Source organism: Enterococcus sp. RTP21361st1_A6_RTP21361_211029, assembly GCF_040910045.1.
In the GTDB taxonomy this organism is placed as follows: Bacteria; Bacillota; Bacilli; order Lactobacillales; family Enterococcaceae; genus Enterococcus_D; species Enterococcus_D gallinarum.
This window is the reverse complement of the sequence record NZ_JBDGBK010000086.1, coordinates 1-14610: the sequence shown is the minus strand read 5'-3', so window position 1 is coordinate 14610 and position 14610 is coordinate 1. Positions and strand designations below refer to the sequence as shown.

The 14610-nt window shown below is 42.5% G+C and carries 15 protein-coding genes, 1 other RNA gene and 1 pseudogene; 4 read left to right on the top strand and 13 right to left on the bottom strand.

Features of this window, described 5'->3' with window-relative positions; all coding sequences use genetic code 11:
- From AB5Z52_RS13310 to AB5Z52_RS13290, 5 genes and pseudogenes are all read right to left on the bottom strand, one after another.
- Positions 1 to 712, bottom strand: a pseudogene (locus AB5Z52_RS13310) (carboxypeptidase M32); the annotation flags it as partial.
- A complete protein-coding gene (locus AB5Z52_RS13305; protein ID WP_003126638.1) occupies positions 709 to 1872 on the bottom strand; it encodes a class I SAM-dependent RNA methyltransferase in 1164 nt (387 codons plus the stop codon). The gene AB5Z52_RS13305 and the pseudogene AB5Z52_RS13310, both read right to left, overlap by 4 nt.
- Before the next feature lie 66 nt (positions 1873 to 1938).
- Positions 1939 to 2305: RNase P RNA component class B (gene rnpB / locus AB5Z52_RS13300), an RNA gene on the bottom strand.
- A gap of 17 nt (positions 2306 to 2322) precedes the next feature.
- The gene (gene gpsB, locus AB5Z52_RS13295) at positions 2323 to 2730 is read right to left on the bottom strand and encodes a cell division regulator GpsB (RefSeq protein WP_029486829.1); all 408 of its coding nucleotides are present in this window, start codon (positions 2728 to 2730) and stop codon (positions 2323 to 2325) included.
- A 71-nt stretch (positions 2731 to 2801) separates the two neighbouring features.
- Positions 2802 to 3347 (bottom strand): DUF1273 domain-containing protein, encoded by a 546-nt coding sequence (locus AB5Z52_RS13290; protein WP_368243584.1) that lies wholly within the window; start codon positions 3345 to 3347, stop codon positions 2802 to 2804.
- Between the two features lie 70 nt (positions 3348 to 3417).
- Here AB5Z52_RS13290 and recU point away from each other — a divergent pair, with 70 nt between their 5' ends.
- Both recU and AB5Z52_RS13280 read left to right on the top strand, forming a co-directional pair.
- Positions 3418 to 4044, top strand: a complete 627-nt coding sequence (gene recU / locus AB5Z52_RS13285) for a Holliday junction resolvase RecU (RefSeq protein WP_005473207.1) — start codon at positions 3418 to 3420, stop codon at positions 4042 to 4044.
- Between the two features lies 1 nt (position 4045).
- Entirely contained in the window at positions 4046 to 6355 is a 2310-nt protein-coding gene (locus AB5Z52_RS13280; RefSeq protein ID WP_029486830.1) for a PBP1A family penicillin-binding protein, read from the top strand.
- A 19-nt stretch (positions 6356 to 6374) separates the two neighbouring features.
- On the opposite strand, the gene nth is transcribed toward AB5Z52_RS13280, so the two are convergent.
- The 8 genes from nth to AB5Z52_RS13240 all read right to left on the bottom strand — a co-directional run bounded on the left by nth (position 6375) and on the right by AB5Z52_RS13240 (position 13380).
- Positions 6375 to 7040, bottom strand: a complete 666-nt coding sequence (gene nth / locus AB5Z52_RS13275; RefSeq protein ID WP_003126643.1) for an endonuclease III — start codon at positions 7038 to 7040, stop codon at positions 6375 to 6377.
- 12 nt (positions 7041 to 7052) lie between these two features.
- Positions 7053 to 7754, bottom strand: a complete 702-nt coding sequence (locus AB5Z52_RS13270) for a DnaD domain protein (protein WP_003126644.1) — start codon at positions 7752 to 7754, stop codon at positions 7053 to 7055.
- Between the two features lie 127 nt (positions 7755 to 7881).
- Entirely contained in the window at positions 7882 to 8262 is a 381-nt protein-coding gene (locus tag AB5Z52_RS13265) for a RidA family protein (protein WP_003126645.1), read from the bottom strand.
- Positions 8259 to 8690 (bottom strand): Fur family transcriptional regulator, encoded by a 432-nt coding sequence (locus AB5Z52_RS13260; RefSeq protein ID WP_003126646.1) that lies wholly within the window; start codon positions 8688 to 8690, stop codon positions 8259 to 8261. The genes AB5Z52_RS13265 and AB5Z52_RS13260 overlap by 4 nt, the downstream gene beginning before the upstream one ends.
- Before the next feature lie 170 nt (positions 8691 to 8860).
- A complete protein-coding gene (gene cysK, locus AB5Z52_RS13255; protein ID WP_003126647.1) occupies positions 8861 to 9790 on the bottom strand; it encodes a cysteine synthase A in 930 nt (309 codons plus the stop codon).
- Between the two features lie 199 nt (positions 9791 to 9989).
- Positions 9990 to 10853 carry a glucosaminidase domain-containing protein gene (locus tag AB5Z52_RS13250; protein ID WP_005473214.1) on the bottom strand — a complete coding sequence of 288 codons (864 nt, stop codon included), beginning with the start codon at positions 10851 to 10853 and terminating at the stop codon, positions 9990 to 9992.
- Positions 10854 to 11042: 189 nt separating this feature from the next.
- Positions 11043 to 13040 carry a transketolase gene (tkt, locus tag AB5Z52_RS13245; protein ID WP_288551417.1) on the bottom strand — a complete coding sequence of 666 codons (1998 nt, stop codon included), beginning with the start codon at positions 13038 to 13040 and terminating at the stop codon, positions 11043 to 11045.
- A 100-nt stretch (positions 13041 to 13140) separates the two neighbouring features.
- Positions 13141 to 13380 (bottom strand): DUF896 family protein, encoded by a 240-nt coding sequence (locus AB5Z52_RS13240; protein ID WP_003126651.1) that lies wholly within the window; start codon positions 13378 to 13380, stop codon positions 13141 to 13143.
- 128 nt (positions 13381 to 13508) lie between these two features.
- Between AB5Z52_RS13240 and lexA the strand changes: the two genes are divergently transcribed.
- Both lexA and AB5Z52_RS13230 read left to right on the top strand, forming a co-directional pair.
- Positions 13509 to 14138 carry a transcriptional repressor LexA gene (gene lexA / locus AB5Z52_RS13235; protein ID WP_086269194.1) on the top strand — a complete coding sequence of 210 codons (630 nt, stop codon included), beginning with the start codon at positions 13509 to 13511 and terminating at the stop codon, positions 14136 to 14138.
- A 121-nt stretch (positions 14139 to 14259) separates the two neighbouring features.
- Entirely contained in the window at positions 14260 to 14472 is a 213-nt protein-coding gene (locus AB5Z52_RS13230; RefSeq protein ID WP_003126653.1) for a hypothetical protein, read from the top strand.
- Positions 14473 to 14610: the final 138 nt, after the last annotated feature.

The following is a 14610-nucleotide window of genomic DNA, read 5'->3' as shown; positions in this document are numbered from 1 at the left end:
GGTTAATGCCGGTCGCAAAAGGATGCACCGTATTGTCCAACCGCCCGCGAGAAAAATCATACCCTAAGTCTGTGATGACTTTCGAGATGAATTTCCGCTGTTGCGCCTCTGTCATTTCACGAGATAAGATCGTTGTATCTGGTGGAGTACCTTTTTCTAACTGGCGACGAATATCCATGATTCCATCACGAACTTGTGAAAACACATTATCCAAGATTTCAACGGTCATGTTCGGTTCATATTGATTCAAAAGAACATCATAATTTGTCCGTTCCTCTTTTTTCCAATAAGGGATCAGCTCTTTTGTCAAATGGATATTCTCAGCTAATGCTTCCTTGAATAAAGAGAAATCTTTCGCTTTGCGGGCTTGCGTCCAAGCAGTATGAGCTCTAGAAGTAGCAGCAGAAGCTGCGATCGCTAATTCATTAGGAACATTTTTTTGCAGCTCATATTCTTCTTTCACCAGCTGATAAGCTGCTTGACCAACTTCAGATAATTCATCAGGGTGCTGACCAAAATAAGTAATGGCTTCTTGGATCGTTGGTCCGACTTTCTTTTCGAAATACAAGCCATACAAGTAGCTGTCAACTTCACTGCGATATTCGCTGGCCTTTTCAGGCATTCCCGTCTGAGTATCCCAACCAAGGATTCCCATTGCTTGTGACAGCAAATCGAGCTCTTTTAATTCTTTTAGAAATTCTTGTTCTTTCATTCAACCGTCTCCTTTTTACGCGGTGGGCGACTGCCCCAATACTGGAAGAAATCCGTACGCAACGCACCATTATATAGTTTGCGCTTCTTGGTTGCTTTTTCACCATAGTGGGTCTCAAATGTAAGGTCACTGGTCAAAATGTATTTGCTCCAAGTTTTTAATGGTCGAAAGACTTCGCCCATTTCACGGTACAAGCGCTGTACCGTCTCTTCTTCTCCTAAACGTTCCCCATATGGTGGGTTGGCAACGATCACGCCGTATTCTTTGTCTGTTTTAAAATCTTTGACTGCTTGTTGTTTGAAGGTGATGGAATCACCTAGACCAATCTCTTCCGCGTTTGCTTTGGCGATTTCGATCATCCGTCCATTGATATCTGAGCCCATAATGTCCAGTTGGCTATCGTAATCGGCTGCTTCGTCTGCCTGAGCTCTTACAGTCTCAAATACTTCAGCTGGAACCCAATCCCATGTCTCACAGACAAAGGAGCGATTGAATCCAGGGGCAATATTATGTCCGATCAGTGCTGCTTCGATGCACAGTGTACCGGAACCGCATACAGGATCAACAAACGGTCGGTCTTTGCGCCAGTTGGTCAACATGACTAATGCTGCAGCCATATTTTCTTTTAAGGGTGCGCCCCCTTTTTCTAGTCGATAGCCACGTTTGAACAAACTCGGTCCTGTCGTATCGAGTGTGATCATGGCATGATCTTTCAACAAAGCAACTTCCAACTGAAAGAAAGCACCACTTTCAGTTAAAGGAACACTTGCAGGGCGATGATAAACTTCCCGTAATCGATTAACGATCGCTTTTTTTGTGATTGCCTGACAATCAGGCACACTGAATAACTTCGATTTGATCGATTTACCTGCCACAGGAAACTCTGCGTCTAGCGGCAGAAAGTCTTCCCAAGGTAATGCTTTGACTTGCTCAAATAATTCATCAAAGGTGTATACATCAAATTCTCCCACCACAATCTTAATGCGGTCAGCTGTGCGTAACCAGAGATTGGCGGTTGCAATGGTCTCCAACGTTCCTTTGAAACGAGCCCGTCCATTTTCTACTTGGCATTCAATGCCTAAATCTCGCAACTCCTTACCAACTAGCGCTTCTAACCCACTAGCAGCGGTTGCGACACAATCAAATACTTTTTCTGTCATAGATTTCTCCTTCTTGATATAAAAAAACCTTCCGTTGCTGGAAGGATTCCCTGATCTGCTGTGATTTTCTATAAGCCATGTTCTGTCCACGTCTTCCTCAGGGAGAAGAAAACGTTGGGTAATTATCTATCTGCAATTACTTGCCTTTTTGCTCCGTTCATTTCCGTGCAAAAAGCGCCCCTACCATTGTTTGGGTTGCTCGCTCGAGGGGTTTACCGCGTTCCACCAAGACGGTTTCCCGTCTTGCTTCGTCACTGTGGCACTTTCAAGGATACTTTGGCATAGCTCGCGCCTTAGCCATTTTTCCTGCCGTTACTCTTTCAAGTACCCTAGCTTATTGTTTCGCTAGGCACGATCACTACAAGCATCTCAGCTTGTGCGAGCATGGACTTTCCTCAGCATAATCAAAGTTATGCCGCAATTACCCGAAAACCACAGCAATCAAATTGATTAGAATTGACGTGTTTTTTCGTTATCGTCTTCAAAATCAGCATTTGTGTAGTTGCTGTTGTATGAAGAGGAACGTGTAACTGGTTCTTCTTGATCCAATTTTTTGCCAAAAACTTCTTTTTCCAAATTAGACAAACGTTTCAAAATATCAAAATTTGTCACTGTTTGACTTTTTGGCGCTTCTTGTTGGACCCGTGATGCAATCGCTTGGTTCTTAGAAAGTTGATCGATTTTTGCATTCAAACGATCGTTTTCTTCTTGCAATGCTAAAATCTCTTTGTTGTAGCTCTCGTAGTCTTTGATGATATTGTCTAAAAATTCATCGACTTCCACTGGATCATAGCCGCGCATTTTTGTTTTAAATTCTTGTTGAAGAATATCCTTGGGACTAAAAATTAGATTTGCCATTATTTACACCTCATTGATTTTTCCAAATGATTTTCACTTTCTAGACCATTCTATCAAAAAACTCTCAGAAATCAAAGTAAATTACTATCAAATGTTGCGTTTTGCAGATCATCCATTGTAATTTGATCGACCTCGTAAGGATGATCCTCCCGATATTTCTTCGCATCTTTCAAAAAAAAGCTGGTTTTTCCAGGGAATTCTTCATCATAAAGCAGCAACGCACCATCTGTGTGTTCCAATAGAAACTGGGTATGATTTCTTAATTGGCTTGGTTCTTTGTAGGGTTGATGGCTAGTGGCATTCACATAATCAGCGCTCATTTGCACTCGTTGCAACATTTGCTGGTTCGCTTCATTCCAGTTTTCACCAAATCCTTGAAACGGATAAATGATCCCTAGTTTGATTTCTGGATAGTCTTTTTGCAAAAGCTCCACCACTTCTGCACACCATATTTCTGCTCCTAGATTGCCACTGATCAGCACCCATTCCAGTCCTTGTTCAATGTAAGAAAGTAAAGACATTTTTATTACTTTCTTAATAATTTTGATTTTAGGATCTTTTTCTTGAAATACACCAAGTTCAAAGCTGCGGTAGCCGGTAAAATATAAGGTTTTCATTGTTTAAGCAGTCATCTCTTTTCTTTCCAAACGTCTTTTTGGTATAATGATGCCTAGGAGTGTGAATAACATGGTCATTCGATACCCTAACGGTCAGTCTTCTGCTTATGATGGCGGTAAAAAACAAAAATTGCAAGAAAAAATAGCTCGGCCAAAAACTTTCGCGAACCGCGGAATGCGTTTTGAAGAAGCAATTAATCAAAGCAATGCCTATTATTTGAATCGTCAAGCAGCAGTCATTCATAAAAAACCTACACCTGTTCAGATCGTTAAGGTGGATTATCCCCGCCGCAGTGCAGCTGTGATTAAAGAAGCTTACTTCCGAGAAGCCTCTACCACGGACTATAATGGTGTTTATCGCGGATATTACTTGGATTTTGAAGCCAAAGAGACACAGAACAAAACCTCTTTCCCCTTCAAAAATTTTCATGAGCATCAGATTCAGCATATGGAAAACTGTCTGACGCAGCAAGGAGTCTGCTTTGTCTTGTTATGGTTCTCAAGCTTGCAACGCTGCTTTTTTTTGACGAGCAGCAACTTGATCACAGAGTGGCATCAACAAAAAACAACAGGTAAAAAATCGCTGCCTCTTGCCTATATAGAGAAAAACGGCATTGAGATCATCCCAGGAATCGCTCCGCGTATTCCTTATTTAAAAGCAGTAGATCAATTTTTGTCAATGAAGGAGAATGATTAGTATGGCGAAAGAATCGCAATCGAGAGCTTCTCGACATGATTCTAAGAAAGCGGCGGCTGCATATAAAGGCCCCAAACAAAAAAAGCCGAAAGGAAAACGAACGATTGGCAGTATTTTACTTCGTACCTTTATGGGGCTCTTCTTTTTAGGATGTCTCGGTCTCTTATCAGGGATGGGACTTTTTTGGTGGTACGCTAAAGATGCACCACCATTAGATGAGAAACAGCTCGATTCTGCTGCTTCCTCCAGGTTCTACGCCTCAAACGGAGATCTGATCCTCGATTTTGGTAGCGAGACCCGTGAAAAAATCACTGCGAATGAAATTCCGCAGCAATTGGAAGATGCGATTGTATCTGTAGAGGATCGTCGTTTCTATCAACATATTGGAGTAGACCCTATCCGTATCATTGGATCGGCATTGTCGAACGTGACGACTGGTGGCATGCAAGGTGGGAGTACCCTAACACAGCAATTGATCAAACTATCCTTCTTCTCTACTAGTGCAGAAGATCAGACGTTGCGAAGAAAAGCGCAAGAAGCTTGGATGGCCGTCAGACTGGAACAAACAAAATCCAAACAAGAAATCTTGACCTACTATATCAATAAAGTGTACATGTCTAACGGTGTCTATGGGATGCAGACAGCTGCCATGAAGTTCTATAACAAGACATTGGATCAACTAGATTTGGCTCAAACAGCATTAATCGCTGGATTACCAAACGCCCCTTCTGCTTATGATCCATATGCTCACCCAGACAAAGCTAAACAGCGACGAGATCTTGTTCTGTTAACCATGTATGAGAATGAAAAAATCACTAAAGACGAATATGAAGCAGCCAAAGCCGAAGATATTTCAGAAGGATTGCAAAAAAATCCGCAACGAAATAACGAATGGAAATATTATGACAATTACTTTAAAGAAGTGATTGATGAAGTAAAAGCAAAAACCGGCAAAGATGTCTATACGGATGGATTGGACATCTATACGAATCTTGATGTCAATACCCAAAAACGATTGTATGACATCGTTAATAGTGACGAATACATCAATTTCCCAGATGATAAAATGCAAGTAGCCGCTACTCTGGTAGATGTTAATAGTGGTAAAGTTGTCGCGCAAATCGGTGCTCGTCATGTGGAAGACGATGTTGTCTTAGGTAATAATTTAGCAGTCAACGTCACTCGTGACTTTGGCTCAACCGTTAAACCACTGACAGACTATGGTCCAGCCTTCCAATTTTTACAAAATTCAACAGGCCGCATGATTTTGGACGAACCCTATAATTACGTGGGGACGAACACACCAATCTACAACTGGGATCGACAATATATGGGAAATATCACTTTGCGGACAGCACTGGCTCAATCGAGAAATGTTCCAGCAGCAAAGCTTTTTGAAGAAGTAGGTGCTGACAATATTTCTTCCTTCTTGAAAGGCCTAGGTATTGAATACAAAAACATTGAACAGTCCAATGCAATTTCCAGCAACACATCAGAAATCGATGGCACCAAGTATGGGATCTCTAGCTTGAAAATGGCTGCTGCTTATGCTGCCTTTTCAAATGGCGGAACCTATTACGAGCCGCAATATGTCAATAAGATCGTTTCGCAAGATGGAACAGTTGATGAAGACTCCTTCAAAGTGGAAGGTCAAAAAGCGATGGATGATACGACAGCCTATATGGTCACCGATATTCTGAAAGACGTGATTTCTGTCGGAACAGGAACCAATGCCCAAATCGATGGACTTTACCAAGCTGGGAAAACCGGGACTTCCAACTATGATGACAATCAATTGGCTCAATTGGATACGTCAAACGGTGCTTACCCGGATATCACGTTTGCAGGTTATACCCCATCCTTTTCTTTAGCTGTTTGGACAGGGTATAATGATAAAATGACGCCGATCACAGACAGCAGTACTCATGTTGCCTCAGATGTTTATCGGGAATTGATGCAATTTGTCTCAGCCTCTGTTGAGAACCGCGACTGGAAAATGCCCGCAGATTTGACCCGGATCGGCAATGAGCTTTACATCAAAGGGACTTACCAGCAACCAAGTTCTAGCACAAGATCAACGATCAGCTCTTCTTCGCTTCCTGAATCAACACCAGAAAGCAGTTCTGAAATCGTTGAATCTAGCAGTTCAACGGAAGAATCGATTCCACCAGTTGAATCTTCTTCTGAAAGCTCACAATCTACACCGCCACCGTCAGAAAGTGAAAGCACACCATCGTCTTCTTCGGAGTCAAGTTCGACGCCATCATCTTCGTCGACTACTCCAGGGACAAATGAAACAAATCCTGAATAAAAAAAAGTTCAGCCGCCTCTCATTGAGGTGGCTGAACTTTTTTTGCGCGCATCCGCAGTTGTCCTTCTTGGCACATTGTCAATAATGGGCAAACTTCACATTTTGGCGCTCTAGCTGTGCAATGGTATCGTCCAAAGAAAATCAGTGTGTGATGTGTTTTGACCCAAAGATCTTCTGGCACTTTTTTCATCAATGTTTGTTCTACTTCTAAGACATTTGCATCTAATCGGCAAATCCGTAAGCGCTTGGTTACTCGTTCGACGTGGGTATCCACAGCGATTGCCGGAATACCAAACGCATCGCCCAAAACAACGTTGGCTGTTTTTCTTCCGACCCCCGGTAATGACACTAATTCCTCGCGGGTTCTAGGTACTTGGCCATTGAATCGTTCGATAAGCTGGGACGCACAAGCCTTGATATTTTTTGCTTTGTTGCGATAAAGACCGATCGTCCGTATTTTCTCAATGATTTCCTCAACAGGAGCTGCTGCCAAGGCCTCAGGTGTCGGATAGGCAGCAAATAGTGTGGGGGTCACTTTATTGACCGACACATCCGTAGCCTGAGCACTTAAAATCACAGCAATCAACAGTTCAAACGGATTTTTGGAAATCAGTTCTCCGTGAGCGTCGGGGAACATTTGGTACATTTGTTCCAATGCGATCATAGTTTTTGCTTTACTGATCATGGCAACTCTCCTTTATTCCCCTTCTAACCAATTATGCATAGGAATCTTAGGAACCGGTCCATTCGTTTGTTCCAAATTTTCTTTCTGCATAAACTGTTTTTTACGGCGTTTTTGTTCTTCTTCTACTTGTTCTTTCGAGGTAATATTTTTCCGTTCCCAAGAAAGTAAAATGCGATCAATATAATTCAAACTGTAGGCTTGATTCAAAACCGCCTCACGTAACGCAAATTGAATCAAATCCGGCTGGTATTTATCTTCTTCCAGCCATTGTGATATTCGCTGGTATTCGATTGCTGAAAGCGGACGGCCAAATTCGGACTCAAACATTTGATAAAGCGAACGTACTTTTGAATCATAGCTCTGCTTTTCCTCCTGCTGATTTTTTTGCCGCAAACAAACTTCCAGTCGTTCATAGATTCCAGAAAACTCATAGTAATCCACCATCTTCCCTGCTGAATCTTTCTTGGATTCGATGGCGATGATCTGTTTATTCAATAGCTCATTCAACCATTTATAGATTTCTTTTTGCTCACTTCCCATCCCTTTAGCAATCATCGCTAAATCTGGAAAATCATTGCCTTGTTCGTGGTAACGATACAACTGAAGCCATAATACAAATTCATCATTGGTTAAACCAAGGCTATGATAGTTTTCCAAAAGCAGATTGGAGACAGTTGTTTGCCCCTGGGCTAAATATTCTTGTAAAGAAATCATCTTATTGTCCTCTTTTCCCATCGTTACATAAAAACCATTTTCAATTTTATTTTGGCATCATCAAGAATAAAATCCATTCTCAACAAAAATGGGACTGCGCATATATACGACCGTCCCATTGACTCCTTTATTGTGCCACCACAGCAATGATCTCTACTTCCACCAATACATCCTTTGGTAAACGGGCCACTTCAACTGCTGAACGTGCAGGCAAATGTTCATGAAAAAGTGTGCTGTATGTATTATTGAATGGAACAAAATCATCCATGTTTTTTAAGAAACATGTTGTTTTGACGATTTCATCTGGTGTAATACCGGCGGCAGTTAAAATTGCCTCGATATTTTTGAGAACTTGCTGTGTCTGAACTTCGATAGTTGCTCCCACAACTTCTCCTGTAACAGGATCTAACGGCACTTGTCCGGAAGCAAACAAGAAACCATTAGCAATCCGTGCTTGTACATAAGGACCAATTGCTTGCGGTGCTTTATCCGTTGAAATAATTTTCATTCCTCTTCTCCTTTACACTCTGGACACAATCCATATACTTCTAAGCGATGGCTTTGGATTTTATATCCGGTCAGTTGGGAAGCGGCCATTTCGACATCTTCCAATCCAGGATAGTAAAAATCAGAAATCTTGCCGCAACGTTGACAAATTGCATGATAATGCGGCTCTGTCTTAAAGTCAAAGCGACTGGATGCATCGCCGTAGTTCATTTCTTTCACAAAACCGATCTCCGTAAACAGTCGCAGATTATTGTAGACTGTCGCTACACTAATACCAGGAAAGTGGACTTCGATCGCTCGGTAAATTTCTTCTGCGGTAGGATGTGATGCGTGGCTAGCCAAAAACTCAAGTATCGCAACCCTTTGTGGAGTGATACGGATATTTTCTTGTTTTAATTGTTTGATTGCCTCATCATATATCGTGTTCACAGGAGTTCCTCCAATTCTCTTATCTGTAATATCATACTATGTAGATGGTAAAAATTCAAACAGCTTTCTCTAAAAATTCTTAATCAACCACAAAACAAACACGAAAAATTCCACAGTCCTTAAGAAAAGGGGAGAAAAAGCAGGCATTCTGCCAATGCCCGCTTTCCTTGTTATTCTTCCACTTGATATAAAGCAGTCGATAGATAGCGTTCTCCATTGTCCGGGACGATCGCTAAGACTTTTTTGCCTTTTCCCAGTTCTTTGGCAACTTTGAGTGCTGCATGGATCGCTGCTCCAGAAGAAATACCTACGAGCAAGCCCTCTTTACGGCCGACTTCTCTCGCTGTTGCCATCGCATCTTCACTTGATACGGCAATTGCTTGATCAAAGATCTCTGTATCAAGAACTTTAGGTACAAAGCCGGTTCCAATTCCTTGGATTTTGTGAGGACCAGGTTGTCCGCCTTCTAAGATAGCCGATTCTGCCGGTTCAACGCCATAGATTTTTAAGTCTGGATACACTCGTTTTAATTCTCGACCCGCACCAGTGATCGTGCCGCCTGTACCGATACCAGCGACAAAGGCATCTAATCCTTTTGATTCAAAGGCATTCTCTATTTCTTTCCCAGTTGTTTTCTCGTGAATCTCGGGATTTGCCGGATTTTCAAATTGCAGCGGCATAAAATAGCCCTCTTGTTCAGCCAATTCCTTGGCTTTATTGATTGAACCTGTGATTCCTTCTGAGCCTGGTGTCAAAATCAATTCAGCACCATAGGCTTGCATCAGCTTGCGCCGTTCGATACTCATGGTCTCAGGCATCACGATCACCACTCGGTACCCTTTCGCTGCACCGATCATCGCCAAGCCGATCCCAGTATTACCGGAAGTTGGTTCCACGATCGTATTGCCTGCTTTCAAAGAGCCGTCTTTTTCGGCTTTTTCGATCATAGCCAAAGCGATCCGGTCCTTCACGCTGCTCCCTGGATTATAAAACTCAAGTTTAACGTAGACATCAGCGGAATCCTCTCCAACCACCTTGTTTAATTTGACGATGGGCGTATGCCCAACTAGCTCGGTAACAGATTGATAAATCTTTGTCATTTGCAATCCCTCCAGTTCATATTCCTATTCTACCCAAAAAACGGCAGACTTGCGAACAAAAAGTTAGCGTTTTCCAAATATTTATGTTTTTTTCACAAAGAAAAAAACTTTTGCTTTGCTTCTTTTAGTTACTAAAAGAGAACAAAAACAAAAGTTTTTGTGAAATTTCATTTGGCGTTTAGCTAATAAATAGCGAAAATCAAACGATCAATTCCTGTCCTACGACGATCAAGTCACTGCTTAATCCATTGGCAGCCATGATTTGATCCACCGTTGTTCCAAAACGTGAAGCAATATCCCAAAGACTGTCGCCAGATGCTACGACATAACTTTGTCCCGTACTTTGTGTCGTTGTTGTCGTCGATGTGGATTGCGTTGTCGTTGTCGTTACAGAAGTCGTTGTGGCACCAGTACTTGGTGTATCAAAACGAGTTAGTTGATACGTTTCAATCAGCCAGTTTAATTTTTGTGCGTAACCTGGATCAGTGGCATAGCGTCCTGTCAGATAGCTGGTCGCATCGTAAAAAGAAGTCGTTTGACTTTTCCAGACCCCACTATAATGTGCTTTACCTGAAGTGAAGCTTGTACTTCTTAAAACGTTGGCGTGATCTTGAAAAGACTCCCAGTAGGAATTATATTGGCGGAATGGTTCATTCATTACGACCCATTGTCCATTGATATACTCATCTGTAGGCAAATAGACAGATTGCCCGTTATATGATCCTTTGACCCCAAAAAGATTGTAGTAAGGCGCATTGGATAATGTAGATGAGCCATAGCCACTTTCCAAAATGGCTTGCGCGATCATCACCGATGCATAAAGATCATTATTGGCCGCAACGTCTTGTGCTGACCAACCAATCTGTTCGATAAAACTAGCGATTCCTTGACTAGTGGTCTGATATTCACTTGCTTGGACCTGTTCGGGAAGTAGCGTGACCACCGCTGGTGACAATGCTAATCCAGCCCCAATAAAAGAAACCACTGCTCGTTTACTTGGTCGTGGCATCACTGCTTTTTGTTGGTGGATATGTCTTTCACTGCGGGTTTGATAATTTTTCATTCTTTTCCTCCATCGTCCCAATACTATTCAACAATATAGACATTATACGGAAAAAATTTTTTCTGTGCAACTTAAGCAACTCAATAGTTTTTTAAAAGTCTTTTCGCAAAAACATCTTGTTCTACCTAAAAACGAAAAGACTTTAAAAAAACAAGCGAAATCAGCTGCGATTTCGCTTGTTTCTTACGCTTATTTGATCGATTGGAAAGTGGCAACCACATTTTCGACTGTAAAGCCGAACTCTTCCAATACTTTGTTTCCTGGAGCAGAAGCGCCAAAATGATCAATGGCGATGACTTTGCCTTTGCAGCCTAGGTAACGATCCCAACCAAATGGGGAAGCTGCTTCGATGGCAACCCGTTTTTTCACGGCTTTCGGCAAGACACTCTCCTTGTACTCTTCTGACTGTGCTTCAAACAAATCAAAGCTTGGCAGTGATACGACAGACACATCCACTCCAGCTTCTGCGAGTTTGGCTTGCGCTTCTACCGCTAGATTCACTTCTGAACCAGTAGCGATCAAGATGCCTTCTGGTGTCTCACCGGTTTGTTTTGAAAGGACATAGCCACCTTTAGCCACGTTTTCTTCGACACCACTTAGCGTCCCTGCTAACACTGGCAGGTTTTGACGGCTCAACACTAAGACCGTTGGTTTATTCATCGTTTGCAAGGCGATCTTCCAAGCTGCCCGAGTTTCGTTGCCATCTGCTGGTCGGATCACTTGCACGTTTGGCATGCAGCGTACACTCGCCAATTGTTCAATTGGTTCGTGGGTCGGTCCGTCTTCACCAACAGCCACAGAATCATGGGTCAGAACATAGATAACTGGCGCATGTTGGAGAGCCGACAAGCGAACTGCTGGACGCAAGTAATCAACAAAGACGAAGAATGTCCCGCCATACACGCGTGTACCGCCATGAAGTTGGATCCCGTTCATGGCTGCGGCCATCGCAAACTCCCGCACACCGAACCAAATGTTGCGGCCTTCATATTGACCAGGTTCAAAATCTTTTTCCGCTGCGACCATCGTATTATTGGATCCGGATAGATCGGCCGATCCTCCCCATAGGCTTGGGATAGCTTTTGAAAGAGCTTGGATCATTTCTTTACTGGAAACACGACTCGCTTGTGAGCTGCCTACTTCATAAGTTGGCAGTTCTGCATCCCAATCTGCTGGTAGTTCGCCAGCCACTGCTTGTTCGAACTGCGCAGCTAATTCTGGATAAGCCGCTTTGTAAGCAGCGAATTTCTCGTTCCACTCCGCTTCGGCTTTTTGGCCTTCATCGATCATCGTTTCTTTGAAACGAGCCGCTACTTCTTCTGGCACGGTGAATTCAGGATACTCCCAGCCATAGATTGCTTTAGCGGCTGAAATACCTTCCGCACCTAATGGAGCACCATGGACAGCAGAGGTTCCTTGATTTGGGGCACCGTAACCGATGACTGTTTTGATTTCGATCAATGTCGGTTTCTCTGTTTCAGCTTTAGCTGCTTCAATGGCTTGTGAGATTGCCTCTAAGTCATTGCCGTCTTTGACCAACAAATGTTGCCAACCGTAAGCTTCAAAACGGGCACCAACGTTTTCTGTGAATGCTTTTGAAGTAGGTCCATCTAATGAGATATCATTGGAATCATATAAAACGATCAATTTGTCCAGCTTCATATGACCAGCCATTGAAGCTGCCTCTTGAGACACACCTTCCATCAAGTCGCCGTCGCCACATAATGCATACGTATAGTGGTCGATCACATTGTATTCATCCCGGTTGTATGTCGCCGCTAGATGTTTTTCCGCCATCGCCATCCCGACGGCCATTGCGATTCCTTGTCCTAATGGACCAGTCGTTGCTTCCACACCATCCGTATGCCCAACTTCTGGGTGTCCTGGTGTGCGGCTGCCCCACTGACGGAAATTTTTCAAGTCTTCCGTGGTTACTTGATACCCTGAAACATGCAGTAAGCTGTAAAGCAAAGCAGAACCATGTCCAGCAGACAAGACGAACCGGTCGCGGTCGATCCAGTTTCTAGAAGTGGTCGGATTAACTTTCAAATGCTTGGTCCACAAGGCATACGCCATTGGCGCTGCCCCCATTGGCAGACCGGGATGACCTGAATTTGCTTTTTGTACGGCTTCGATACTCAATGTACGAAGGGTGTTGACACCTAATTGATCGATTTTATCAAACAATGGTAATTCCTCCTAATTTAGGTTTTTTTTACCTTTATTACATCTCATATTATACGGGATTTCTTTCAGGATTTCAATAGGAATGAAAAGGAATTCATCTTTATCTGCCATGCAATCCTTTTTTCTTTTGAATTTCTTTTAATTTGTCTGGAGTGACATCTTGTCCTTCAGGATCGACGATTTTCATTCCTTCAATGTGGTGTCGCATTCCTCCACGAAAAGCTTGTAAATATTCTTCGCGAAGCTTTTGCTGTTCGATCGTTTCATCAGCAGATAGACCTTGCACTTTTTTCTTTTTGGCTAGCTCATTAATGCGGGCTAATTTTTCTTTGGATAACATTTCGACACCTCCTTTTCACTACTTTATCTTATACAAAACCTGACAAAAAAACAATAGCAACAAAAAGCGAACATTTGTTTGAATTGTCGTTTCTCCTATGGTACACTAAGACTATCAAATGAAAGAAGGTGTCAGTTTTGGCAAAACGAACAGAAAATCGACAAATCGAGATTCTTAAGTTTATTCATACACGAGTCACTGAAAAAGGCTATCCGCCGACTGTTCGCGAAATTGGCGAAGCCGTTCAGCTATCCTCTACTTCTACCGTCCACGGACATTTATCCAGGCTTGAAAAAAAAGGCTTGATTTTACGCGACCCAACAAAACCAAGAGCGATTGAATTGACTTCCTCCGGATTAGAAAAAATCGATGTGCAGCCAAACTCGATCCCAATGCTAGGAGTCGTTACGGCTGGTGAACCGATCTTAGCTGTAGAAGACGCCTCCGATTTTTTCCCGATACCGCCTGATTTAGCAAATAGCACCGGCAGTTTGTTCATGTTGACGATTCGCGGTGAAAGTATGATCAACGCTGGAATCTTAGACGGTGATCAAGTCATCGTTCGCAAACAGCAAAGTGCTCAAAACGGGGACATTGTCATTGCAATGACGGATGAAGATGAAGCCACCTGTAAGAGATTTTTCAAAGAACAGGATCACATTCGTTTGCAACCGGAAAATGATTACCTAGAACCTATCATCTTGCCAGATGTAACGATTTTAGGCTTAGTCGTTGGTCTCTACCGTCACTTACTTTAATCGATTCCTTAAATCTTCGAACCTTCGAAGATTTTTTTTTATTTCCTCTTTACAAACCGAACAAGCATTCGTATAATAGTTTTACAAACATAAGTTCGCATTTTTATAAGGAGTGAAAATAATGAAAGCAGTTCGTCGATTTGGTTTTATTTTGTGGGTGTTGTTAACAGGGATCATTATTGGTTATTTTGGCGTACTCAGTGCAGTTCTGATTTTTTGCCCTTTGATGATGCTGTGGTTCATGCTATGGGATGAAAAGAAATTCCGCCAAGCAGAACGAAAGAGAAACCAAACTTATTACCACGACCATGATTTTTATCATTACGAACAGTAGGTCGATTATTTCAGTGTTGCTGCCAAACAAACAAAAAAAAGCCAGATCAAAATTGATCTGGCCAGACTGTAGACAAAGTCCATTTTATGGATGATGTCTACAGTCTTTTCTTTTATAATAGATTTATGAAAACGAATG